This window comes from Botrimarina sp. (assembly GCF_040219535.1).
Classification (GTDB): Bacteria; Planctomycetota; Planctomycetia; order Pirellulales; family Lacipirellulaceae; genus Botrimarina.
The window spans coordinates 56,987-79,240 of sequence record NZ_JAVJSH010000033.1 but is presented as its reverse complement, the minus strand read 5'-3'; the positions used below and the strand labels follow the sequence as shown (position 1 = coordinate 79,240).

The following is a 22,254-nucleotide window of genomic DNA, read 5'->3' as shown; positions in this document are numbered from 1 at the left end:
CCCCAATCCGCAATCCCATGCGTCCCCTCGGCGTTTTCGCAAGCATCGACGCGGGCCTCGGCGTGCGCCTCGACGTGGCCCACGAGCTCGGCGTGCCCACGGTGCACCTCCATTCGCCGCACCGCGCGAGCCGGACCGAGGCCAACGCGGCCGCGTTCCGCGGGAGGCTCGAAGAGCTGGGCATCAAGATCTCGGTCGTGTTCGCCGGCTTCGACGGCGAGAGCTACGCCGACATCCCCACCACGCAGCGGACCGTCGGCCTGTTCCCGCCGGCGACCCGCGCCGAGCGGCTCGCGGAGCTGAAGGAGATCGCCGATTTCGCGCGGCGGCTCTCGACCGAAGCCACTAGCTACATCGGCGGCCCGGCGCCGGTCGGCCTGCACGTGGGCTTCGTGCCCCACGACGCCGACTCCGAGGGTTTCGCTCAGATCGTCGCCGCCACGCAGGCGATCTGCGACCACTGCGCCCCGCACGGCCAGGCCGTTCACCTGGAGACCGGCCAAGAGCCGGCCGGCGTGCTGCTGGAGTTCCTTGCGGCTTGCGATCGGCAGAACCTCGGCGTGAACTTCGACCCAGCCAATATGATCCTCTACGGCTGCGGCGAGCCGTTGCCGGCCCTCGAGCAACTCGGCGGCCACGTGCGCAGCGTCCACTGCAAGGACGCCAAGTGGAGCGACCGCCCCGGCGAGACCTGGGGCGAGGAGACGCCGCTCGGCCAGGGCGACGTCGACTTCAAAGCGTTCCTCGATGTGCTCGACAAGATCGGCTACCAGGGCCCGCTCACGATCGAGCGCGAGATCCCCCAAGAGCCCGACCGCCAAAAGGCCGAGATCGGCTCGGCGCTGGAACTGCTGCGATCTCTCGGGTGACCCATTGCAGCGGGTGATCGAACGACAGGCCAGCGTCACCGAAGCCTCCCTCAAGCCTACGGCCCCCAGCCTCCAGCCTTTTCCATGCTCAAGATCGGCATCGCCGGCGTCGGCTTCATGGGGATGGTCCATTACCTGACCTACCAGAAGCTGCGCGGCGCCAAGGTCGCTGCGATCTGCGACCCCGACCCCGAGAAGCGCTCCGGCGACTGGCGGGGCATCCAGGGCAACTTCGGCCCGCCCGGCGAGCGGATGGACCTGTCCGGCGTGGCGGCCTACGAGTCGCTCGACGAGCTGATCGCCGACGAGTCGCTCGACCTGATCGACATCACCCTGCCGCCCGCGCTGCACGCCGACGCCGCCTGCCGCGCGTTGTCCGCCGGCAAGCACGTTTTCTGCGAAAAGCCGATGGCTATGCGCCCCGCCGACTGCGACCGCATGCAGCGGGCCGCGGACAAGGCCGAGCGGCTGCTGCTCGTCGGGCACGTGCTGCCGTATTTCCCCGAGTACGCTTGGGCCTTGAAGGAAGTGCAAAGCGGCAAGCACGGCCGGCTGCTCGGCGGGTCGTTCAAGCGGGTGATCTCCGACCCCGCTTGGCTCAGCCACTACTGGGACGCGGAGCGGATCGGCGGGCCGATGCTCGACCTCCACGTGCACGACGCCCACCTCATCCGCTTGCTGTTCGGAAAGCCGACAGCCGTGACCACCTGCGGCCGACTGCGAGAAGGCCTGCCCGAGTTCTGGAGCACCCAGTTCGAATATGGGCCTCAGGCTTCCGGCGTCGGGCCTCGGCGCGCGTCCGAAGCCCGAAGCCCGAAGCCCGAAGCCGTCGCCGTCACGGCGACCAGCGGCACGATCAACCAGCAAGGCCGGCCCTTCCAGCACGCCTTCGAGCTGCACCTGGAGCGGGCCACGCTGGTCTTCGATTTTGCGGTGATCGGCGACGAGGCCGGCTATCTCTGCCCGCCGACGGTGCTGACCGAAGGCGGCAAGGCGAAGCGGCCCCACCTCGCCGGCGGCGACCCGATGGACGCCTTCGCCGGCGAGCTCAAGGAGGTCCTCCGCTGCGTCCGCGCCGGCGAGCAATCGCCGGTGCTCGGCGCCGAGCTGGCCCGCGACGCGATCTCGATCTGTCAGGCGCAGAGCCGGAGCCTGCAGACCGGCAAGCGGGTCCGGGTATAGACTGGCCGGCGTCTGCGTGACCCGCGGGGGCCGGCCCGGCTTGCGCAATCGCGGGAAAGGCCTACTCACTTCACGGCGCCCGAGGGGCCGTGGATGCTCATAATCGCGGTTCACGGGGGGTCGCCCCCGCTCGCCGCCATTCGACCCCGCTAGCCGACGCCCCGCCCCCACCATGGCCACCGAAGTGAAGCCCGAAGTGTACGACTTCGCCCCGGTCAATCAGATCGAACGAATCCCCTGCTGCGTGTTCGACCACGCGAGCTCGGCGAGCGAGTACGTGGCCGGGCAGATCGCCGACCTGATCCGCCAGCGCGCCGACCAGGGCAAGCCGTGCGTGCTGGGCCTCGCGACCGGCAGCACGCCGACGACCGTCTACGGCGAGCTGGTCCGGCTGCACCGCGAGGAGGGGCTGTCTTTCGCCGGCGTGCACACGTTCAACCTGGACGAGTACTACCCGATGCAGCCCAACGAGCTGCAGAGCTACGTCCGCTTCATGAACGAGCACCTGTTCGACCACATCGACATCGACCGGGAGAACGTCCACATCCCCGACGGCACGCTGCCCGAGGAAGAGGTCCTCGAGCACTGCGCCCAGTACGAGCGGCGGATCCAAGAGCTGGGCGGGATCGACGTGCAGATCCTCGGCATCGGCCGCACCGGCCACATCGGCTTCAACGAGCCCGGCTCGGGCCGCGAGAGCCGCACCCGCATGATCACGCTCGACAAGAAGACCCGCCAAGACGCCGCGGCCGACTTCTTCGGCGAGGAGTACGTGCCCCGCCGAGCGATCACCATGGGCGTGGGCACCATCCTCGAGGCGCGGCAGGTCTACTTGATCGCGTTCGGCGAGAACAAGGCCGACATCGTCGCCCGCACCGTCGAGGGCGAGGTCACCCCGATCGTCGCGGCCAGCTTCCTGCAGGACCACGCCAACGCGAAGGTCGTGCTCGACCAGGCGGCCGCCGAGAGCCTCACCCGCTACCGCGCGCCGTGGCTGCTCGGGCCGCTCTCGTCGGGCCCCGGCGGCGTGTTCCAGTGGGACGACGACTGGATCCGCAAGGCCGTCATCTGGCTCGCGCGACGGCTCGACAAGCCGATCCTCAAGCTCACCGAAGAGGACTACAACGAAGAGGGACTGCAAGAGCTGCTCGCCAAGAAGGGCCGCGCGTACGACATCAACCTGCAGGTCTTCCGACAGCTGCAAGCCACCATCACCGGCTGGCCCGGCGGCAAGCCCCCCGAACGCCGCCAGCCCGGCGACCGCCGCCAGGCGCACGACGACATCTTCCCGAAGCGTGTCGTGTGCTTCTCGCCCCACCCGGACGACGACGTGATCTCCATGGGCGGCACGCTGATCCGCCTGTGCGACCAAGGCCACGAGGTCACGATCGCGTACCAGACGTCGGGCAACGTGGCCGTGTTCGACGACGACGCCGTGCGGTACGCGGAGTTCATGTCCGAGTTCAATCGGATGTTCGGCATCGACCCCGAGCAGACCGCCAAGCTCGAGGAGCACGTCGAGACGTTCCTCAAGAACAAGCAGCCCGGCCAGGTCGACAGCCCCGAGGTCCAAGCCATCAAGGGCCTCATCCGCCGCACCGAGGCCCGCGCCGGAGCGAGGATCGCCGGCGTGCCGGAAGAGCGGTGTGTGTTCATGGACATGCCCTTCTACCAGACCGGCCGCGTGCGGAAGAACCCGCTCGGCGAGGACGACATCCAGCTCGTGGTCGACCTGCTCGAAAGGGTCCAGCCCCACCAGGTGTACGCGGCCGGCGACCTGTCCGACCCCCACGGCACCCACCGCACGTGCCTGCGGGCGATCCTCACCGCGTGCGACCGGCTCCGCGACCGCGACTGGTTCGCCAACTGCACCGTGTGGCTGTACCGCGGCGCGTGGCAAGAGTGGGAGCCCCACCAGATCGAGATGGCCGTGCCGCTCAGCCCGATGGAGCTGATGCGCAAGCGCACCGCGATCTTCAAGCACGAGTCGCAGAAGGACAAAGCCCTCTTCCCGGGGACCGACCCGCGCGAGTTCTGGCAACGCGCCGAAGACCGCAACCGCGGCTGCGCCGAGCTGTACGACCAGCTCGGCCTGTCGGAGTTCGAGGGCATCGAGGGCTTCGTCCGTTGGAAGGGCGACCTGCACGGCGTGTTCTGAGCCCCGCGGCGGACGCCCCACCGATCGCCGGATTCGAATCGTGACACCGAGCGCGCCACACGCAACACGCCGTTTGTCACGAAACCTGTAACGAAACCCCCGCTAACCCATTGCCCGCCAGGCGCTTGGGGTTTCGTTACACCGGTCGCTGCGCGTTCCACGACAGGTGCGCGCGTCCGTCTCGGAAGGTTCGTCATTGACAGGGCTGCCGTCCGCATTAAGGCGTTCCCCGCCAGCGTCATTCGAGGGCGTTCGGGCTGTTCGGTTGGCGCTTCGCTAGCTGCACCAGGCGGCGGGCAAATCCGGCGATTGTCGCACGGCGGGGCGGCGGGCATGGCCGAATTGGCCGGGGCCGCGTTTCTCGGCGCGTCGGTAGATTCGTCTTCGACTCGACCGGGCGCCGGCCGGTAGAATGGGGGCCGGGTCGATCGGCCGATCGATCGCCGCCGTTCTTGCCTCGCCGAAAGGGGGTCGCCCGTGTCCGACGCCGCCCAGCCGATCGAGCAGACCGTCGTCCGCCCCAAGCGGCGGCCGGAGAGCTCCCCGCGCCCGAAGCGCCAGCCGCCGCACGCTGTGGTGCTGCACAACGACGAGCTGAACTCGATGCCGTTCGTCGTGTCGGTGCTGCAGAAGGTGTTCGGCTACGAGCGGGCGAAGGCCGTCGACCTGATGCTCGGCGCGCACGACACGGGCCGCGCGATCGTGTGGAGCGGCACGAAGGAGCTGGCCGAGCTGAAGGCCGAGCAAGTCGAGTCCTGCGGCCCCGACCCGATCGCTGCAACCCGCGGCGCCGGCCCGCTGCGGGTCAGCGTCGAGCCGCTGCCGGGGGAGTGACCGCAGGGGTCTCCTCGAAGTGACGAGGCCTTGCTTACCGGCTTATTCCTTAACGGTTAGCCCCGACACTCGTAAGCGAGTGATCGCGCGAGCCGTGCTTGGTTCTTGCGAACGCGTGTCGGGTTCGCAAAGCGACAAGAGGGGCGTGGGCGCCCGTTCGCCTCGTGTGCCGCGCACGCCCCGCGCCGCTGGCCGTCACCTCGACGCGGCTTTGCGCTCCAGCGGCTTCACCGCGGGGCCTTGGACGACCTCGCCGTCGGTGGTGAAGCGGGAGCCGTGGCAGGGGCAGTCCCAGGTGGTCTCGGCCGGGTTCCATTGCACGTAGCACCCCAGGTGCGTGCAAACGGGCGAGCACGCGTGGAGGGCGCCGGCGTCGTCGCGGTACACCGCCAGCTTGTCGCCGTCGAGCTCGGCGATCGCGCCCTCGCCGGGCTTGAGATCGCTGGCGTTGGGGGCGGCGATCGCGCTCAGGCGGTCGCCGACGAAGCGCTTGGCGACATCGAGGTTCTCGGTGAGGGCCTTCTTGGCCGAGGGGAGCACGTCGGTCCGGGTGGCGTCGAACAGCTCCAGCCACGGGTTGCGCCGGCCGCCGACGAGGTCGGTCAGCATCACGGCCGCGGCGGCGCCGGCGGCCAGCCCCCACTTGCTGAAGCCGGTCGCCGTGTACAGCCGGTCGCCGCCCAGCGCGAGGTGGCCGATGTACGGCGCCGAGTCGGCCGGCATGAAGTCTTGGGCGCTCCAGCGGAAGTCGACCGAGCGGACCGGGAACCACTCGCGCGTCCAGGCCTCGAGCGCCGCGTAGCGCCGCTCGGTGTGCGGGTCTTGGCCCGTCTTGTGGTGCTCGCCGACGACGATCAGTTGGTCCGGCCGCGCCCCGGCGCGGGTCGAGCGGGTGGGCGAGCCGAGGTTGATCGTCATGGCGGCCGGCGCCGGCTTCTTGAGCGTGACGGCGATCCCGTACGAGCGGCTCGGGTACGTGCGGGCGAAGTAGCCGCCGCGGTCGAGGAACGGCAAGAGCGTGGCCACCACCACGTGGCGGCAGGTCAGGGCAGCGTCGTTGGCCAAGTGGCACACGCAGCCGTCGTCCGAGGTTTCGACGTCGACAACCCGAGAGTTCTCGTAGACGCGACCCCCCTCGCGCTCGAGGAGGTCCGCCAGCCCCTCGCAGTACGCGAACGGATCGAGCTGGCCTTGGTCGGGCAGGCTCGCGGCGGCGGCCACCGGGAAGGGCAGGTCGGGAGTCGACGCGTCGTCCACCGGCAGGCCGGCCCGGCGGGCGGCGGCTGCCTCTTGCCGCAGCTCGTCGACGCGGTCCTCGTCGCCCGCGTAGGTGCACGCCATGCGTCGCTCGAAGCGACACCTGGCGCCCGCGGGCTTCATCTCGTTGGCCAGCGCCGCGACCTGCTCGACGCCCGCCTGATTGGCCTGGGCGTACAGGCGCGCGGCGGACGCGTCGAATTTCTCTTCGAGCTTGGCGTAGACCTGCTCGTGGAGGGCGGTGACCTTGCCGGTCGAGCCGCCGGTGGTCCCGCTGCCGACGGTGGTCGCCTCGAGGAGCGTGACCTCGTGGCCGGCGCGGCGGAGGAGCACCGCCGTGGTGGTTCCTACTATGCCCCCGCCGATGACGACGACGTCGGTCTCTCGTTTCCCGGCCAGACCGGGGCGCGCTGGTCGCGGCGCCGCCGGCCGCCACACCGAGCGGCGGATGGGTTGTTCTGCGTCGGGCATGGCGAGTCACTGCCGCTTGATTGAAGGGGGAGCATGCTCAGGGGCGAGCGTCTACGCAAAACGGGCGCCGGCACGCGGGCGAATCGGCCGGGTTTCATGGATCGCCGCGGTGCTCCCCTTCGGGCTGCTGATCGCCGAGCTGCCAAGGCCAGCGGTTTTCGAGTTCGACCGTCAGCGTGAAGCTGAGAAACGTGCGAATCAGAACGACGATCGCCAGCACGCCGACGGTCTCGAACGTGAGCTCCACGGCCACGGTGTGGATGATGTCGGCGGCCACCAGGAACTCCAGCCCCAGCAAGATGCCGCGCCCGACGCGCAGCCTGGTCTGCTTGAAGACATGGTGGGTGGGCGTGTGTCGGAGAGTCTCGAGGGCCGCACTCGCCAGCGCCAACAACACGAGGCCGGTGATCAAGAAGACGCCGGTCAGCTCGGTGACGCCCGCGCACCACTCGGCGATCGTTTGGACGCCTTCGATCATCTTCGCACGCTCCGTTTGCAGCTGCTCGAGTGGTGGCCGGACGAGCGGGCCGGCCGCGGTCGCTTCGAGGCGCCCGGCGAGCCGCGCGGGGCGGGGTGGATCTCGGCGTGCGCCCCGCTAGCGGAGCAAACAGTATTCCCTCCGCGGCGCCCCGACAGTTTGTCGCCGAAGGCGCCCCGGCCTCAAGCGTCCGGCCCGTGTTCTAGGGGCGTCCGTCCAACGGACCCGCGCCCGCTTCGCGGCTTTTGGCGGGATATCGAGGCTCAGGGGTCTCTCCCGCGCCGCTGATTGGCGCCGCCTTTCGCCCGTGCTTAGGATGCAGAGACTCTGCCGCAACCCCCCGTTGTGGGTGTTGGCCGGTTTGGCTGGCGAGTTGGCAGTTTCTTCATCTGGAGTCCGATCTCATGTGTCGCACGGTTCTGCTTGCTGCGCTGGCGATGGGGGTCGCGTCGTGGGCCCCCGCTGCCTTCCTCGTCCAGGTGGACACGGACGGCGCCGACGACGGCCCTTTCACGCCGAGCCCGAATTTCACCTTCGGGGGCGATACGACGACGGCGTCGTCGAGCGTCACGTCGGTCGCGCCGCTCATGCCGGTCGGGGACTCGATCTTTGGCGGAAACGGGGTGAACGAGCTGGACACCTACGTGTACCGCTACGACCCCACGTCGGACGCCGACAACCTCGCCACGGGGGTGACGTTCTTGGGCGTCGACCTGGGCGGGGAGGAAGTCTTCTCGACGGGGTTCGCCGGCGGCGAGGCGGGTCCCTACCGGGTGTACGCCGCTTGGCCGGGCACGGATACCGTCAGCGGCGGCGAAGTCGGCTACTCCGTGGTGTCGGGCGCGGCCTCCTTCGATGTGTCGGTCGACCAGAACACGGCGAACGACCCGCGGAACGGCTTCGGCGACGTGTGGGTGTTGCTCGGCGTGATCGACTACGACGGTTCGAGCGGCATCCTCGTCACTCAGACGGCCGGTCAGAACACGTTTGTCTCGATGCGCTCGGCCGCAGTGATGTTCGAAGCCGCCGTGCCCGAGCCGTCGTCGCTCGCGGTGCTCGCGCTGGGGATCTCGTGCGGGTCGATCACGCCGCGACGCCGGCTGAGCTGACAGCTAGCCTGCTCGGCGGTAGCCCTCATCGGGTCGCTTGACGCTCTCCCGTTTCGCTGGCCGCGCGGGCCGCACGGCGTGCACGTGCACGGACGCTTGTCCGGTTGTGTTCGGCGATGGCGCGGGCGATCTGCGTGTCGGCGTACCGATCGTCGGCGACGCCCTGCGGGTCCCATGGGCCTTCGCTCCACAGGAACGCCCGCTCGACCGGCGGGTCGGGCGCCGCCAAGTAGCCGAGCAGCGCCGCGTAGTAGCTCCTCCTTAGGTCGCTAAGCGGAGCGCTGCGCCAGGGATCGAAGCGGGGCCGGCCGCTGCCGGCCGCCGGGTTCGCGGCGACTTCGGCGGGCGTCGGGTAAGCGGGCGCGTTGTCGCCGGCGGTCGGGTGGCCGCCGCCGATGCCGACTTCGGAGATCACCAGCCGGTGCGGCGCGGTTTTGCGGCCGGCCAATCGTTCGAGGCCGAGGAGGAACCCGCGCGTGGCGGCGGCGAAGTCGGCCGGCTTGGGGGGCACGCCGACCGGCGCGTAGCACGAGAAGCCGATGAAGTCGCAGTCATCCACGAGCGCGGCGAACTCCGCGCGCGCGGCCGCGTCGGGCGCGGCGCCGCCGGGGTGGGCGTCCCAGTTGAGCGAAACGCCCAGCCGCACGCCCGACGTGCGAGGCGACGCGTCGAACCGCGTGCGGAGCGTGGCGAGCGTTTGGCGGTAGGCGGTCGGGTGCTCGAGCAGCGAGCGCGTCATCTCGCCGGACAGGGCCAGATCGACGCGCAGGCCGACGCGCCCCTGCCGCTGGATCGCGTCGGCGATGGGCCCGAGCAAGAGCGACTCGTACGACCCGCCCCCGTAGGTGGCGGCCGGGTCGAAGCGGAATTCGTTCCTCCAGGCTTCGACGGGCCCGCCGGCCGAGTCGATGTGAGGCAGGATCGCCACCGAGAGGCCACGGCGAACGGCCTGGCCGATCGCTTCCGCTAGCGCCGTGCGGAGGCGGTCGGCCAGGCCGTTGTCGGCCGTGGCGAAGTTCTCGGGATCGCGCCACGGCCCGTCGCGCGAGCGGAGCATGCCGTAGCTCTGGACCGACAGGTCCGGCGCGAGCCGCGCGTGCAGCGTCGGGACGAGCTGCACCCAGCGGGCCTCTGGCGGCGCGTCGGCGAGCAGCCGGGCCACGCGGGCGACGCGCTCCGGGGCGAGGTCGAGCGAAGGCTCGTCCCAGAGCATGACCGAAGGGCAGACCGGCGCGCGGGCGACCCGCGAGCCGGTCGCGCCGGTCGCGGCGGCGCCGTCGTCCGCCGCCGGCGCCGCGTCGGACTCCGGTTGCTCGTCGGACTCGCTGCGCGGCGCGTCGGTGGGGGCGTCGGTGGGTGGCTCGTCGACGGACGCTTCGCTGCCCGCCGCCGGCACGGCGGGGACGGGGGACTTCGGCAACAGGGCGACGACCTCCTCGGGCAGGGCTTCGCGTAAGTCGGCGAGGCCGCCCACCAGCTTTTCTCGGATCGGCTCGAAATCGAAGTCGTCGGGGAAGCCGCCGTGGTGCATCGGCTCGTGCAACTCGCCGAAAGCTTCCAACAGCTTGTCGCGTGCGTCTGCGATCGCGGTCGAGGTCGACTCGTCGATCTCGATCTTGCCAGCGAGTTCCTTAAGGGCGACCAGCGGCTTCCCGATCTCGTGCATCGGCTCGTCGGCCGCCATGGGGTCGCCCGACTCGAACCCTTCGAACACCTCCACGGTCTTCGCTTCGAGTTGTGTGATCGCGTCGGCCAGCTTCTGTGGAAGGTCGTCGACGGGTGGTTCTGGCTTGCCGCAGCCGGCGAGGGTTAACACGGCCAGGGCGGCCGCGATGGGGGCGGTTCGCATCAGGAGGGTTTCCTTTGTCGCGGTGGTTATTCGTCCGCGGCGAGCAGCTCGGCCTTGCGGGCGAGCCCGGCGCCGCGGTTGACGAAGCGGGTGGTGAAAGCGTCGGCCGGGTCGAGGTCGCCTTCGGAGAACAAACCGGAATCGACCATCGAGCGGTAGAACTCGCCGACGCGCCGGGCGTCGATCGCGCCGATCCCTTGTTCGAGCGCGAGGCCCGAATCGACCAGGCCGCGCCGCCGCATCATGGCGACCGACGCGTCGATCTGGCTCTGGGACATGTCGCGGTTGTCGCGGAGGATCAAGCGGTCGGCGTCGGAGCGGTCGCCGTAGAGGTACTCGACCCAGCCGAGGACCGACGCGTCGACGAACGCTTGGACCAACCCCGGCTGTCGGTCGATCAGCTCCTGCCGGGTTTCGAGCACCGTCGAGTAGCTGCCCCAGCCGTTGTCCGCCAGCAAGAAAACACGCGGCTCGGGCGCGCCGGCCTCGACGATCCGTTCCGGCTCGGCGGTCACGTAGCCCTGCACGGCCCAGTCTTTGTTGACCAGGAAGGGCGCCAGGCTGTGGTTGTACGGCCGCAGCAGCGCGCGGCGGAACCCGTGCTGCGACTCGAGCCACAAGAAGAAGCTGTGCCGCCCCGGCGCGCCCATCAGCAGGGGGGCGCGCTTGAGGTCGTCCCAGGTCGCGTGCGGCCCGTCGGCGTGGCTGAGTAGGCACTGGGGGTCCTTCTGCAGCATGGCGGCCACAACGCGGGTGGGGATGCGTTGCTTGGCCGCGTCGAACGCGGTGAGCAGGTTGGTGCCGATCAAGAAGTCGACCCGGCCGGTCGGCAGCAACGGGCGGTTGTTGATCTGCGGTCCGCCCAAACGGATCGCCACGTCGAGGCCTGCGTCGGCGTAGTGACCGGCCGCCAGCGCCTGATAAAAGCCGCCGAGTTCCGGCTGCGCCTTCCAGTTCAGCGCGAGCGTCACGGGCTGCGCGGCCCCGGCGGCGGCCGCGGCGAGCAATAGGCAGAGCGCTAGGCAGCGGGCGGGCATGGCGCTTGGGGGCGGGGCGCTTGGGGGGCGGGGCGCTAACGGATGGGCGCTGGGGGATGGGCGAAGGCGGGGGGCGCCGGGCCGTCGAGCCGCGCCCCCGGGGGCAAGTTTAGGCCGAACCCAGCCCGGTTAGGAGAGCCTGTGGGAGTCAGAGCGTCGACTCGTGCCACGGCGACAAGAGCCACTGGCTGAGCAGGTGGGTGGCGAAGTAACAGGCTACGCCGGTCAGCGAGATCAGCCCCAACGCGGCGAACATCAGCGGCGTGTCGAGCCGGTACTGGCCCTCGAAAACCGCGGCGGCCAAGCCGCTCTGCGCGCCGGCCGCGCCGGTCACGAACTCTCCGACCACCGCGCCGATCAGCGCGAGGTTCACCGCGGTGCGGAGGCCGGCCAGGAAGTAGGGCAGGGCGGTGGGGGCGAGCAGCAGGCGCAGGCGGCGCCAGCGGCTGGCGCCGTACAGGTCGAACAGGTCGCGCAAGCCGGGGTCGACGCTGCGGAGCCCGACCGCCGTGCCGGCGAGGATCGGGAAGAAGGCGACGATCGTCGCGCACAGCACGAGCACCAAGCGCGTGTCCTCGACCCACACCATCAGCAGCGGCGCCACGGCGACGAGCGGCGTCACCTGCAGCACCACCGCGTACGGGAACAGGCTCAGCTCGAGCGCCGGGGACAGCGAGAACAGCACCGCCAGCGACACGCCGCCGAGGACGGCTGCCGTGATCGCGATCGCCATCGTGCGGAGCGTCACCAGCCAAGCGGGGGCGAGCACGGACCATTGGTCGACCAGGCAGGCCCAAACGGCCGACGGCGCGGGGACGACAAACGGCGGCACGTCGCGCCAGCGGACAACGCCCTCCCACACGGCGAGCCCGAGCAGTGCGACCACAACCGGAGCGGCCGCGCGGATGGCGCGCCGGCGTGGGTCGGATCGGCGGTCGGTCGCTGTGGGCATGGGGCTCGTATTCGACTGGGGCCGGCAGCGGTTCGGACCACGATGACCCGCGTCGACTCTGGCGCAACTCCCCGGGCTGACGCCCGAGGCTCTGGTGGTAGTTCAACGACTACCGCCATGTGGTTCAATGGCGTAACCGGCCATCGGCGGCCGCTTGCCACAGTTGGCCGGACTCCGTGTCCATCGCGGTGAGCCAGCCGCCGCCGTGGCAGTAGGTGTCGAGGCAGACCAGGTAGCCGTGGTCGAGCACCTCGCCGGATTTCTGCGACGAGTGGCCGACGAACGCCCGCTTGCCCGACACGTGGGGGCCCGGGAGGTGCTCGGCCAGGTTTTGCCAGCGGAGGGCCTCGGCGGGTTGCCGCTCGAGGGGCTCGTCGGCCACGTAGTTGGCGTGGAAGAACAGCGCGCCGTCGGTCTCGAAGTGGGGCACGCAACGCAGCATGAACTCTTGGTGCTCGGTCGGCACGTCGCGGAGGTCGGCGCGGGGGCCGTAGGAGCGGAGGGTCGCTATGCCGCCGTGCCGCAGCCAGGACCCGATCGGGGAGGAGCCGCGGATCGCGCCGAGCATCATCTCTTCGTGGTTCCCCAGCAGGGGAACGAGCAGGCCGTCGGCTTCGAGGGCCAGCATCCGCTCGAGCACGCCGCGGCTGTCGGGGCCCCGGTCGACGTAGTCGCCCAGCGCCACGAGGCAATCCCCCTCGGCCGGCCGGATCGCTTCGAGCAGCGCGTCGAGCGCCAACGAGCAGCCGTGGATGTCGCCGATCGCAATGGTTCTCGGCATGGGGAGGGGGATCGTCGTGAAGGGACCCGGGGCGGTCGTCGCGTGGGTAAGGTATCGCACAGAACGCGGAGCGAAGTACCCCCGACGGTGATTCGGTTCACAAAACGCCCGACCAATAGAGCGGGCGGCAAGCGGGGGCCGCTGAACCGCGGCGTCGACAGTTCGTACCATCTGCGGTCTCGACACGTCGACGCGCCTGTCGACGCTCGGCGCCCTATTGCAATCCGGATACCGCCCGTGACGAACGCCCCGCCCGCCGACCGCGCCCCAGCGGGGCCCGCCGAACCGCACGGCGGCGGCCGCTCGGGCTGGAAGCGCGCCGGCCTGGCCGCGGCGGTCGCCGTGCTGGCGATTGCTTCGTGGCGGCTGCCGGTCGCGTCGGCCGCGTCGGACTTCATCGAGTGGGTGCGCGGCCTGGGGTACTGGGGGCCGGCGGTGCTGATCGTGGCTTACGTGGCGGCGACCGTGTTGATGGCGCCGGGCTGGGTGCTCACGCTCGGCGCCGGTTACGCGTTCGGCCTCGTGGTGGGAACCGCCACGGTGTCGGCCGGTAGCGTGTTGGGGGCGACCGCGGCCTTCTTGATCGGCCGCTACGCGGCCCGCGGGTTCGTCGACTCGCTCGCAGACCGGCACGAGCGCTTCGGTGCGATCGACCGCGCGGTGGAGCGTTCGGGATGGAAGATCGTGCTCCTCACGCGCCTGTCCCCCGCGTTCCCGTTCAACGTGCTGAATTACTTGTACGGGGCGACACGCGTCCGCCTACGCGACTACGTGCTGGCGAGCTTCGTCGGCATGCTGCCGGGGACCGTGATGTACGTGTACCTCGGCACGGTCGCGGGCAACCTAACGCAACTCGCCGCCGGCGATGTCGAAGGGGGCGCTGCGCGGCAGGCGCTGTTGTGGGTCGGCCTGGCGGCGACCGTGGCGGTCACGGTGTTGGTGACGCGTCTGGCGCGGCGGGCGCTTGCGGAAGAGTCGCCGCCGGCCGTGGCGAGCGACGTGTGAGAATCGAGGTGACAGACGCCACAACCACTGACCACTGATAACCGGTAACCCCAATGCGTGGCCCCGAGGAACTGCGGCCTTCCGACTCCCACAACCAGCGGCTGGTGGCGAACGTCCGCCCGCCCGACTGGCGGAACCCGACGCCCAGCGGGCCGTATCACCTGGTCGTGATCGGCGCCGGGACGGCCGGTCTCGTATCGGCCGCGGTGGCGGCTGGGCTGGGGGCGAAGGTCGCGCTCGTCGAGCGCAACCTGTTGGGCGGCGACTGCCTCAACGTCGGCTGCGTTCCCTCGAAGGGCGTCATCGCCGCGGCCCGCGCGGCGGCTGCGGTGCGGCGCGCGGGCGAGTTCGGCGTGCGGGTCGGCGGTTCGGTGGAGGTCGACTTCGCCGCGGCGATGGAGCGGATGCGCCGCCTGCGGGCGGACATCAGCCCGGCCGACTCGGCGAAGCGGTTTAGCGAAGAGAAGGGCGTCGACGTTTATTTCGGCCACGCGGAGTTCGTCGCCAGCGACACGGTCCGCGTCGGCGAGCAGGACCTCGTGTTCAAGAAGGCGGTGATCGCCACCGGCGCGCGGGCCGCCGCGCCGCCGATCGAGGGGCTCGCGGCGTTGTCCCAGGCGGGCGTGGGCTACCTGACGAACGAGACGGTCTTTTCGCTGACGGAGCGGCCAGAAGCCTTTGGGGTGGTCGGCGCGGGCCCGATCGGCGCCGAGATGGCTCAGGCGTTCGCGCGCCTTGGATCGAGGGTGCATGTCTTCAACCAGGACGCGACCGCCCTGCCGCGCGACGACGCCGACGCGGGCCGCATCGTCCAGGCGGCGCTGGAGCGGGACGGCGTCGTCTTGCACAACCGGAGCGAGAACCTGCGGCTCTCGCCGGCGGGCGATCGGGTGCGCATGCGGTCCGACACGCCCGGTGGGCCGGTCGATACGACCGTCGACAAGCTGTTGATCGCTGTGGGCCGCGCGCCGAACGTCGAGGGGCTGGGCCTGGAGGCGATCGGCGTCGAGTACGATCCGCGTCGGGGGGTGCGTGTCGACGAGCACTTCCGGACGACGAACGCGAAGGTCTACGCGGCCGGCGACGTCTGCTCGCCGCTGAAGTTCACGCACGCGGCCGACTTCATGGCCCGCGCGGTGGTGCGCAACGCTCTGTTCACCCCCTTGCGATTCGGGAAGGTGAAGCGGAGCTCGCTCGTGATCCCGTGGGCGACCTACACGTCGCCGGAGCTGGCGCACGTCGGTCTGACCGAGTCGGACGCCGAAGCGCAGGGCGTGGCGATCACGACTTTCCGCCAAGACTTCGACGGGGTCGACCGCGCGATACTCGACGGCGCGACCGAAGGCTTTGTCAAGATCCACGTGAAGAAGGGAACGGACCGGATCGTCGGCGCGACGATCGTCGGAGAGAACGCGGGCGACCTGATCGGCTCGCTCTCGATCGCGATGACCGGTGGCGTCGGCCTCGGCAAGATCGCGCAGAGCATCCACCCGTACCCGACGGTCGCCGAGGCGATCCGCAAGACGGGCGACCAGTACAGCCGAACGAAACTGACGCCCACCGCGGCGCGGGTGCTGCGGTTCATCCTTCGGCTGAGCACCTAGGGAATTATCGCGCAGAGACGCAGAGCCGCCGAGGGCTGTCGCTGGCACGGTAGCCCATCCGAACGCAGCGCGGCATATTGCTGGTCAGCGGGCCCAGTCTGTTGGCCCATACTCAGCTTTCCTCTGCGTCTCTGCGTCTCTGCGCGAGACCAATTAGGGATGACTCCGTGAAAGCGTCCGACCTTTTTGTCAAAGCCCTCGAAGCCGAGGGCGTCGAGTACCTCTTCGGCATCCCAGGCGAGGAGAACCTCGACCTGCTCGACTCCCTGTCGCGCAGCTCGATCCGGCTCGTCGTGACGCGGCACGAGCAGGTGGCCGGCTTCATGGCGGCGACCTATGGCCGCCTGACGGGCAAGGCGGGCGTCTGCCTGTCGACGCTTGGCCCCGGCGCGACCAACCTGGTCACGGCCGGAGCGTACGCGCAGCTCGGCGCGATGCCGATGCTGATGATCACCGGGCAGAAGCCGATCAAGACCAGCAAGCAGGGGCATTTCCAGATCATCGACACGGTCGACATGATGCGGCCGATCACGAAGTACACGAAGCAGATCGTCGCCGGCGACAACATCCCCTCCCGAGTCCGCGAGGCGTTCCGCACCGCCGAGGAAGAGCGCCCCGGCGCGGCGCACCTGGAGCTGCCCGAGGACATCGCGCGCGAAAAGACCGAGGAGCCGGTCATGACCGCGAGCCGCGCGCGCCGCCCGGCGGCCGACGAGAAGGCCATCCGCTACGCGGTCCGCACGATCGAGGACGCGAAGCGGCCGCTGCTGCTGGTCGGCGCGGGGGCGAACCGGCGGCTGTCCAGCCGGATGCTCCGGCGGTTCGTGCACCAGACCGGCATCCCCTTCTTCACCACGCAGATGGGCAAGGGCGTTCTCGACGACGACCACGAGCTGTGCCTGGGCGCGGCGGCGCTGTCGTCGGGCGACTTCGTGCACCGCGCGATCGACGCGGCCGACCTGATCATCAACGTGGGGCACGACGTGGTCGAGAAGCCCCCGTTCTTCATGACGCCCGGCGGCGTGAAGGTCATCCACGTGAACTTCACGTCGGCCGAGGTCGACCCGGTTTACTTCCCGCAAGTGGAGGTCGTGGGGGACATCGCGGGCAGCGTGTGGCGGCTGGGCAACGAGGTCCGCGTGCAAGACGACTGGGACTTCTCGCGCTTCCTGGAGGTCCGCCAAGCGCTGCGAGCGAACCAAGCCGAGCACGCGGCCGACGACCGCTTCCCCATCACGCCCGCGCGGCTGGTGCGCGAGGTCCGCGAGGCGATGCCGGAGGACGGCATCGTTTCGCTGGACAACGGCATGTACAAGATCTGGTTCGCCCGCGACTACCCCACGCACCACCCCAACACGCTGCTGCTGGACAACGCGCTGGCGAGCATGGGCGCCGGCCTTCCCGCGGCGATGGCCGCGCAGATCGTGCACCCCGACCGCGCGGTGATGGCCGTGTGCGGCGACGGCGGGTTCCTCATGAACGTGCAGGACCTCGAGACCGCCGTGCGGCTGAAGCAGAACGTGAACGTGCTGGTCGTCAACGACGACGCCTACGGCATGATCAAGTGGAAGCAGCAGGCGGACGGCTACGACGACTTCGGGCTCGACTTCACCAACCCGGACTTCGTGAAGCTGGCCGAGTCGTTCGGCGCGCGGGGCCACCGCGTGGAGTCGATCGAGGGCCTCGCCGAGGTCCTCCGAAAGGCCCGCGACACGCCGGGCGTGGACCTGATCGACTGCCCGGTCGACTACTCGGTCAACGTGCCGCTGCTGAACGAGGAGATCCCGCGGCTGGCGAAGGCGCTTTAGGGGAGATTCACCGCGGAGTCGCGGAGGACGCGGAGCAGAAAGCCCAGCTGGACGCCGGCTTGACCATGTTGTACAGTATTTCTGTACGCATTTTTTGGAGGGGCTGATGGCCATCGAAACGAGTTACTCGCAAGCCCGAGCCCAGCTAGCGTCGCTGTTGGACAGCGTCGTCGATGATCAAGAAATCGTCATCGTCAACCGCCGTGGCAAGCAGGGGGTAGCGATGATCGCGGCGGCCGAGTTGCAGAGCTTGGTGGAAACCGTCCACTTGCTCCGCTCTCCGAAGAACGCCCGCCGGTTGCTCGAAGCGCTCCATCAGGCGCAGTCAAACCGGGGCGAGCCTTCTTCGCTCGACCAGCTCCGATGCGACGTCGGACTTACCGAGGAAGCGTGAACGGTGGGGAAGCGCCCCAAGCGCCGCCTCGCTGTGTTCGGGGATGGTTTCCGCGAAGACCTGCGGTGGTGGGTCAAGCGGGACCGCAAGATCGCGCTGCGAGCACCCGACCTGATCGAAGCGGTCCTACGCGACCCGTTCACCGGCGTCGGAAAGCCGGAGCCGCTTAGGCGCCTCGGCGCGGGCGTGTGGTCGCGGCGGCTCACGCAGGAGCACCGCTTGGTCTACTTGGTGCGGGACGAGCGGGTCGATTTCTTGCAGTGCCGGTATCATTACTGAGGCCAAGTGGATTCACCGCGGAGACGCGGCGGACGCGGAGAAAACGTACGACGCACGGGTGCTCGCGTCTCCGCAGTGCACTTCTCTCGCCGCCGCCCCGGGGGGGCCCAACGGTTGGCATCGCGTTCGCACGCGGCGACAATCAATCGTCTGTCCTCCTTCGCGCTCTCCGCGAGCTCCGCGGTAAACAAACATGCTTAAAGACACCTACCCCTTCTACTTGGCCAACAAGCCCGAGTCGCCCAACGCGGACCTCGAGGTCAAGGACAAGTACACCGGCGAGGTCGCCACCAAGGTCGCGATGGCGTCGGCGGACGATATCGACCGCGCGATCGGCGCAACGGTCGCAGCCACCGAACCGATGGCCCGCATGAAGCCGTACGAGCGCCAGGCCGTGCTGCAGCACTGCGTGGACCGGTTCGCCGAGCGGTTCGACGAGCTGGCCATGTCGCTCTGTATCGAAGCGGGCAAGCCGATCAAGGACGCGCGGGGCGAGGTCACGCGGCTGATCGACACGTTCAAGATCGCCGCGGAGGAGACCGTCCGCATCGATGGCGCGATCCCCAACCTGGAGATCAGCCCCCGCGCGGCCGGGCGGCGCGGGTTCGTGCAGCGCGTGCCGATCGGGCCGTGCTCGTTCATCTCGCCGTTCAACTTCCCGCTCAACCTGGCCGCGCACAAAGTGGCGCCGGCGCTGGCGGTCGGCTGCCCGTTCGTGCTGAAGCCCGCCAGCCGCACGCCGATCGGCGCGCTGCTGATCGGCGAGGTCCTCGCCGAGACCGACCTGCCCGAGGGCGCGTTCAGCATCCTGCCGTGCCACCGCGACGGGGCAGACCTGTTCACGACCGACGAGCGGCTCAAGTTCCTCTCGTTCACCGGCTCGCCGTCCGTCGGCTGGGACCTCAAGGCTCGCGCGGGCAAGAAGCCGGTCGTGCTCGAGCTGGGCGGCAACGCGGCCTGCATCGTGCACGACGACGCCGAACTGGACGACGCGGTCGACCGCCTCGTCATCGGCGCGTTCTACCAGTCGGGCCAGAGCTGCATCGGCGTGCAGCGGATCCTCGTCCACGAGGCGATCTACGACACGATCAAGGAGAGGCTCGTCGAAGCGACCAAGAAGCTCGTCGCCGGCGACCCGAAGGACGACGACACCTTCATCGGCCCGATGATCAGCGAGGGCGAGGCCGAGCGCCTCGACAACTGGATCCAGGCCGGGCTGGAAGCCGGCGGCAAGCTCCTCTGCGGCGGCCAGCGCGACGGCGCGATGCTCCAAGCGACGCTCCTGGAAAACGTGCCCGAGGACCAGGACGTCTGCGCCGAGGAGGCCTTCGGCCCGGTCGCGGTGCTGAGCAAGTACAGCGACTACACGGCCGCCCTGAAGCAGGTCAACGACAGCAAGTTCGGCCTCCAGGCGGGCGTGTTCACGCGCGACTGGTACCGCATCCAGCAGGCGTGGGACACGCTCCACGTGGGCGGCGTCATCGTCGGCGACGTGCCTTCCTGGCGGGTCGACAACATGCCCTACGGCGGCGTCAAAGACTCCGGCCTCGGCCGCGAAGGCGTCCGCTACGCGATGGCCGACATGACCGAAGAACGCCTGCTGGTGATCCGCACGAAGGAGTAGGCAGTAGGCAGAGGGCAGTAGGCAGAGGGCAGTAGGCAGTCTCGCAGGCGCAGCCTAACTAATGTTCGAGCGCTACTGCCTACTGCCTACCGCCCTCTGCCTACTCCGCTAGCGGCCGATCACCACCACCGGCCGCGCCGCATAGAGCGCCGTCGGGCGGCCCAGCACGTGGCCCTCGTAGTGCGCGCCGTAGCGGCCCGTGTACGGGATCGGGCTCGCGATCGGGCGCGCCTGGGAGTAGCCGTACCACTCCCGAGAAGCGATCCGCGCCTGACGCTGGGCGGCGTTCGCTTGGGCCTTCTGCTGGATGATCTCGGTCGGCGTGAGCGAGCCGACGGTGCGGGTGTACTCGCTGGGCGCCGGCTTGGGCTGGGGCGCGTTGGCCGGCCCGGGGTCGAAGGGGCCTTGGGCCAGGGCGGGGGCGCCGAGCGTGGCCGCGGCGGCCAGCACGATCAAGGCGAGGCGAACACGCATAGCAGCAGCTCCGTCCTGGCAGAGAGCGGCCCCGGCGGGCGCCGCTGGGATCGAGGTTCCTTCCTACCGACAAGAATCGTCCTGACCGGCCCGGCCGCCCCAGGCCGCCGCCCGCCGGCGACAGAACCCGCACGACCCGTGCGGTGTCTGCTAGCAGTGGTCAGTTGTCCGTGGCCAGTGGTCAGTGGTCAGTTGTTCGTGGTTCGTGGCTATGATTCCTGGCTGCTAGCGACCGGCGAATGGCGACCGGCCCTGGCGACCGATTAACCGGCACAACTTGACCAGTCCGCCGAGGTTTCGTAGCTTCGGCTGAAGAGGGGCCGCGCGGCGGCCGATACAACTGTCACAAGCGGATCGGACGGCCCGCCGAGCGGCAGAGCCGCCGCCGCGAGCGACCCACGGCGCCGTAGCCAAGTGGCTAAGGCATCGGATTGCAAATCCGACATCCCCGGTTCGAATCCGGGCGGCGCCTCTCAAGCGAACCCCGGGAAACAGCTTGTTTTCCCGGGGTTTTTCCGTTTCCGGGCCGAGCCGTCGCTTGCCGAGTATGTCGACCACCCCGGCGCCGTCGCGATACTTCGCGACGTAGGTCGCCGCCTCGACGCGGACGCGGAGCGACCCGTCGCGCCCCTCGACCACGGCGCCGGTCCGCCGCTCCCCCTTGCGGTCGCGCCAGCGGGCGAGCCGCTCGCCCTTGCGGGTGAACAACTCGGCGCCCGGCGGCAGGGGTCGGGTGACGGCTTTGCGGTAGACGGTGGCCATGGATCGGTCCTATAGCGTTGACGCGTAGTCGTGCCGGATCGCTTTCAGCGTTACGACTTCGCCCTTTCCGTTTGCGGTTTGCCAGAACAGCCAACCGTCGGTAGGCAACGCGCCTTGATCGCCTACGTGGTCCTTCGCCGCGGCGCCGGCGGCCGACAGCGACTTATAGACCGTGCCCTCGAAACGCACCTTCGCGTCGGCAGTCAGAACGGCGGTGACGGTCTCGCCCTTGTACTCGGAAACCAACTCCTGCCCCTGCCGGAGCACTCCGTCGCGCATCATCGCGCCCAACCACTCGCCCCGGCGTAGGGCGTCGCTGTTCTTCTGTTTGGCCCACCCCCGCGGCGCCCCCGCTTTACGCTTGCGTGGCCGTGCCGGCGCGTTGTTCGAATGATCGGTCGACGGCGCGAAGGTCTCCGTCGGCGCGACCGGGAACGAAACACTCACTTCGGCCCGTCGGATGCTCGCCTTAATATCCCGATTGGCTAGCTGGCTGAGCCGCTTGCCGAGCAGCCGCAGCAGCGACGCGTCGCCATCCTCGGCGAACAGGTCTTCGACAGCGGACTTCACTTGCCGATCGACGAAGAACGCGTTCCACAGCCGATCAATTTCGTTGCCCTGCATTCTGTCCCGCGACAGCAGGCAGAGAGTCGCCGCCGCTTCGTCGGACGACTCGGTTATGACCACCCGGCGAAACAGCTTGTCCTCGACCGGAACGGCGGCATGGGTGTTGTAGAGTCGGTATTCGTCTCCGTCGGTCAGCGCGACCCAGCCAACGCCCGCGACGCCCGCGTAGCCCATTATCTGGTTCGCCCATTTGCGGTCGTCCAGGTTGTGGCCGAGCGCCTTCGCCTCGACGAACAGGCACGGGCTGCGGAGTAACAGGAGGGCATAGTCGACGGGCTTGTCTTGTCGCCGTCGCTTGTACTCCCGCTGAACGTCCTCCAGGTCCTCGACGTCCCACCCGAGGGCGCGGAGGATCGGCTGTATCAGGGCCGCCTTGGTGTCCTGTTCATTAATTCCCTTCGCCCTGTATTTCAGGATGCGCTCCTTGACCTTCTGAATCTCGCTATCCAGTTCGCTCACTTCGCATCCTCAGCACGGGAAACGTTGACGCGGTAGAAAAGGGCCAGCTTGTCCGCCAGGTCGAGCCGCAGCGACCGCTTGCCCTCGGCGAACGCCATCAGGCTGGTTCGGGTCAGGCCGGTCTGCCGGGCGACTTCGGCGAAGCTGCGCGGGTCGCTCAGCAGCGAGTCGCGGAGCGCCTCGGTCATCGTCGGGTAGCGTCGCTCGGCCATGTCACAATTAAGACAGCTAGAGGGGCGGG

The 22,254-nt window shown here is 69.4% G+C and carries 20 protein-coding genes and 1 tRNA gene; 12 read left to right on the top strand and 9 right to left on the bottom strand.

The window, feature by feature from the left end:
• Positions 1-17: 17 nt before the first annotated feature.
• The 4 genes from RIC11_RS19090 to RIC11_RS19075 all read left to right on the top strand — a co-directional run bounded on the left by RIC11_RS19090 (position 18) and on the right by RIC11_RS19075 (position 5,043).
• Complete coding sequence (locus RIC11_RS19090; RefSeq protein WP_350213953.1) at positions 18-869, top strand: sugar phosphate isomerase/epimerase family protein; 852 nt, start codon at positions 18-20, stop codon at positions 867-869.
• A gap of 84 nt (positions 870-953) precedes the next feature.
• Positions 954-2,051 (top strand): Gfo/Idh/MocA family protein, encoded by a 1,098-nt coding sequence (locus RIC11_RS19085; protein WP_350213952.1) that lies wholly within the window; start codon positions 954-956, stop codon positions 2,049-2,051.
• A gap of 172 nt (positions 2,052-2,223) precedes the next feature.
• Entirely contained in the window at positions 2,224-4,209 is a 1,986-nt protein-coding gene (gene nagB, locus RIC11_RS19080) for a glucosamine-6-phosphate deaminase (RefSeq protein WP_350213950.1), read from the top strand.
• Between the two features lie 477 nt (positions 4,210-4,686).
• Positions 4,687-5,043, top strand: a complete 357-nt coding sequence (locus RIC11_RS19075; protein ID WP_350213948.1) for an ATP-dependent Clp protease adaptor ClpS — start codon at positions 4,687-4,689, stop codon at positions 5,041-5,043.
• 195 nt (positions 5,044-5,238) lie between these two features.
• Here RIC11_RS19075 and RIC11_RS19070 read toward each other — a convergent pair whose 3' ends face one another.
• Together RIC11_RS19070 and RIC11_RS19065 are read right to left on the bottom strand one after the other, a co-directional pair.
• Positions 5,239-6,771 (bottom strand): FAD-dependent oxidoreductase, encoded by a 1,533-nt coding sequence (locus RIC11_RS19070; protein ID WP_350213946.1) that lies wholly within the window; start codon positions 6,769-6,771, stop codon positions 5,239-5,241.
• Between the two features lie 94 nt (positions 6,772-6,865).
• On the bottom strand, positions 6,866-7,249 hold the full coding sequence (locus tag RIC11_RS19065) for a DUF1622 domain-containing protein (RefSeq protein ID WP_350213944.1): 384 nt from the start codon (positions 7,247-7,249) through the stop codon (positions 6,866-6,868).
• Between the two features lie 404 nt (positions 7,250-7,653).
• Here RIC11_RS19065 and RIC11_RS19060 point away from each other — a divergent pair, with 404 nt between their 5' ends.
• Positions 7,654-8,358: a hypothetical protein gene (locus tag RIC11_RS19060; protein WP_350213942.1), complete on the top strand. Its 705-nt coding sequence runs from the start codon at positions 7,654-7,656 to the stop codon at positions 8,356-8,358.
• Positions 8,359-8,383: 25 nt separating this feature from the next.
• Here the strand turns inward: RIC11_RS19060 and RIC11_RS19055 are convergent, their stop codons facing one another.
• The 4 genes from RIC11_RS19055 to RIC11_RS19040 all read right to left on the bottom strand — a co-directional run bounded on the left by RIC11_RS19055 (position 8,384) and on the right by RIC11_RS19040 (position 12,977).
• Positions 8,384-10,207 carry a glycoside hydrolase family 113 protein gene (locus RIC11_RS19055; protein WP_350213940.1) on the bottom strand — a complete coding sequence of 608 codons (1,824 nt, stop codon included), beginning with the start codon at positions 10,205-10,207 and terminating at the stop codon, positions 8,384-8,386.
• Between the two features lie 26 nt (positions 10,208-10,233).
• Positions 10,234-11,244 carry an ABC transporter substrate-binding protein gene (locus tag RIC11_RS19050; RefSeq protein WP_350213938.1) on the bottom strand — a complete coding sequence of 337 codons (1,011 nt, stop codon included), beginning with the start codon at positions 11,242-11,244 and terminating at the stop codon, positions 10,234-10,236.
• 148 nt (positions 11,245-11,392) lie between these two features.
• On the bottom strand, positions 11,393-12,196 hold the full coding sequence (locus tag RIC11_RS19045) for an ABC transporter permease (protein ID WP_350213936.1): 804 nt from the start codon (positions 12,194-12,196) through the stop codon (positions 11,393-11,395).
• A gap of 124 nt (positions 12,197-12,320) precedes the next feature.
• Complete coding sequence (locus RIC11_RS19040; RefSeq protein ID WP_350213934.1) at positions 12,321-12,977, bottom strand: metallophosphoesterase family protein; 657 nt, start codon at positions 12,975-12,977, stop codon at positions 12,321-12,323.
• Between the two features lie 237 nt (positions 12,978-13,214).
• On the opposite strand from RIC11_RS19040, the gene RIC11_RS19035 reads away from it, so the two are divergent.
• The 6 genes from RIC11_RS19035 to RIC11_RS19010 all read left to right on the top strand — a co-directional run bounded on the left by RIC11_RS19035 (position 13,215) and on the right by RIC11_RS19010 (position 19,691).
• Positions 13,215-13,982 (top strand): TVP38/TMEM64 family protein, encoded by a 768-nt coding sequence (locus RIC11_RS19035; RefSeq protein WP_350213932.1) that lies wholly within the window; start codon positions 13,215-13,217, stop codon positions 13,980-13,982.
• A gap of 53 nt (positions 13,983-14,035) precedes the next feature.
• Entirely contained in the window at positions 14,036-15,586 is a 1,551-nt protein-coding gene (locus tag RIC11_RS19030) for a mercuric reductase (protein ID WP_350213930.1), read from the top strand.
• A gap of 167 nt (positions 15,587-15,753) precedes the next feature.
• Positions 15,754-17,394, top strand: a complete 1,641-nt coding sequence (locus RIC11_RS19025; RefSeq protein WP_350213928.1) for an acetolactate synthase large subunit — start codon at positions 15,754-15,756, stop codon at positions 17,392-17,394.
• Positions 17,395-17,500: 106 nt separating this feature from the next.
• Positions 17,501-17,788, top strand: a complete 288-nt coding sequence (locus tag RIC11_RS19020; protein ID WP_350213926.1) for a type II toxin-antitoxin system Phd/YefM family antitoxin — start codon at positions 17,501-17,503, stop codon at positions 17,786-17,788.
• Between the two features lie 3 nt (positions 17,789-17,791).
• On the top strand, positions 17,792-18,067 hold the full coding sequence (locus RIC11_RS19015; RefSeq protein ID WP_350213924.1) for a Txe/YoeB family addiction module toxin: 276 nt from the start codon (positions 17,792-17,794) through the stop codon (positions 18,065-18,067).
• Between the two features lie 193 nt (positions 18,068-18,260).
• Positions 18,261-19,691 carry an aldehyde dehydrogenase family protein gene (locus tag RIC11_RS19010; RefSeq protein WP_350213922.1) on the top strand — a complete coding sequence of 477 codons (1,431 nt, stop codon included), beginning with the start codon at positions 18,261-18,263 and terminating at the stop codon, positions 19,689-19,691.
• 108 nt (positions 19,692-19,799) lie between these two features.
• Here the strand turns inward: RIC11_RS19010 and RIC11_RS19005 are convergent, their stop codons facing one another.
• The gene (locus RIC11_RS19005; protein WP_350213921.1) at positions 19,800-20,165 is read right to left on the bottom strand and encodes a hypothetical protein; all 366 of its coding nucleotides are present in this window, start codon (positions 20,163-20,165) and stop codon (positions 19,800-19,802) included.
• 400 nt (positions 20,166-20,565) lie between these two features.
• Between RIC11_RS19005 and RIC11_RS19000 the strand changes: the two genes are divergently transcribed.
• A tRNA-Cys gene (locus RIC11_RS19000) sits at positions 20,566-20,637 on the top strand.
• A 299-nt stretch (positions 20,638-20,936) separates the two neighbouring features.
• Here RIC11_RS19000 and RIC11_RS18995 read toward each other — a convergent pair.
• On the bottom strand, positions 20,937-22,013 hold the full coding sequence (locus RIC11_RS18995) for a restriction system modified-DNA reader domain-containing protein (RefSeq protein WP_350213920.1): 1,077 nt from the start codon (positions 22,011-22,013) through the stop codon (positions 20,937-20,939).
• The gene (locus tag RIC11_RS18990; protein WP_350213919.1) at positions 22,010-22,225 is read right to left on the bottom strand and encodes a hypothetical protein; all 216 of its coding nucleotides are present in this window, start codon (positions 22,223-22,225) and stop codon (positions 22,010-22,012) included. The genes RIC11_RS18995 and RIC11_RS18990 overlap by 4 nt, the downstream gene beginning before the upstream one ends.
• Positions 22,226-22,254: the final 29 nt, after the last annotated feature.

What these genes read in the sequence shown, in the direction of transcription:
- RIC11_RS19090 (WP_350213953.1), top strand. Translation starts at nt 18, where the DNA reads ATGCGTCCCCTCGGCGTTTTCGCAAGCATCGACGCGGGCCTCGGCGTG.
- RIC11_RS19085 (WP_350213952.1), top strand. Translation starts at nt 954, where the DNA reads ATGCTCAAGATCGGCATCGCCGGCGTCGGCTTCATGGGGATGGTCCAT.
- nagB (WP_350213950.1), top strand. Translation starts at nt 2,224, where the DNA reads ATGGCCACCGAAGTGAAGCCCGAAGTGTACGACTTCGCCCCGGTCAAT.
- RIC11_RS19070 (WP_350213946.1), bottom strand. Translation starts at nt 6,771, where the DNA reads ATGCCCGACGCAGAACAACCCATCCGCCGCTCGGTGTGGCGGCCGGCG.
- RIC11_RS19065 (WP_350213944.1), bottom strand. Translation starts at nt 7,249, where the DNA reads ATGATCGAAGGCGTCCAAACGATCGCCGAGTGGTGCGCGGGCGTCACC.
- RIC11_RS19060 (WP_350213942.1), top strand. Translation starts at nt 7,654, where the DNA reads ATGTGTCGCACGGTTCTGCTTGCTGCGCTGGCGATGGGGGTCGCGTCG.
- RIC11_RS19055 (WP_350213940.1), bottom strand. Translation starts at nt 10,207, where the DNA reads ATGCGAACCGCCCCCATCGCGGCCGCCCTGGCCGTGTTAACCCTCGCC.
- RIC11_RS19050 (WP_350213938.1), bottom strand. Translation starts at nt 11,244, where the DNA reads ATGCCCGCCCGCTGCCTAGCGCTCTGCCTATTGCTCGCCGCGGCCGCC.
- RIC11_RS19045 (WP_350213936.1), bottom strand. Translation starts at nt 12,196, where the DNA reads ATGCCCACAGCGACCGACCGCCGATCCGACCCACGCCGGCGCGCCATC.
- RIC11_RS19040 (WP_350213934.1), bottom strand. Translation starts at nt 12,977, where the DNA reads ATGCCGAGAACCATTGCGATCGGCGACATCCACGGCTGCTCGTTGGCG.
- RIC11_RS19030 (WP_350213930.1), top strand. Translation starts at nt 14,036, where the DNA reads ATGCGTGGCCCCGAGGAACTGCGGCCTTCCGACTCCCACAACCAGCGG.
- RIC11_RS19020 (WP_350213926.1), top strand. Translation starts at nt 17,501, where the DNA reads ATGGCCATCGAAACGAGTTACTCGCAAGCCCGAGCCCAGCTAGCGTCG.
- RIC11_RS19010 (WP_350213922.1), top strand. Translation starts at nt 18,261, where the DNA reads ATGCTTAAAGACACCTACCCCTTCTACTTGGCCAACAAGCCCGAGTCG.
- RIC11_RS19005 (WP_350213921.1), bottom strand. Translation starts at nt 20,165, where the DNA reads ATGCGTGTTCGCCTCGCCTTGATCGTGCTGGCCGCCGCGGCCACGCTC.
- RIC11_RS18990 (WP_350213919.1), bottom strand. Translation starts at nt 22,225, where the DNA reads ATGGCCGAGCGACGCTACCCGACGATGACCGAGGCGCTCCGCGACTCG.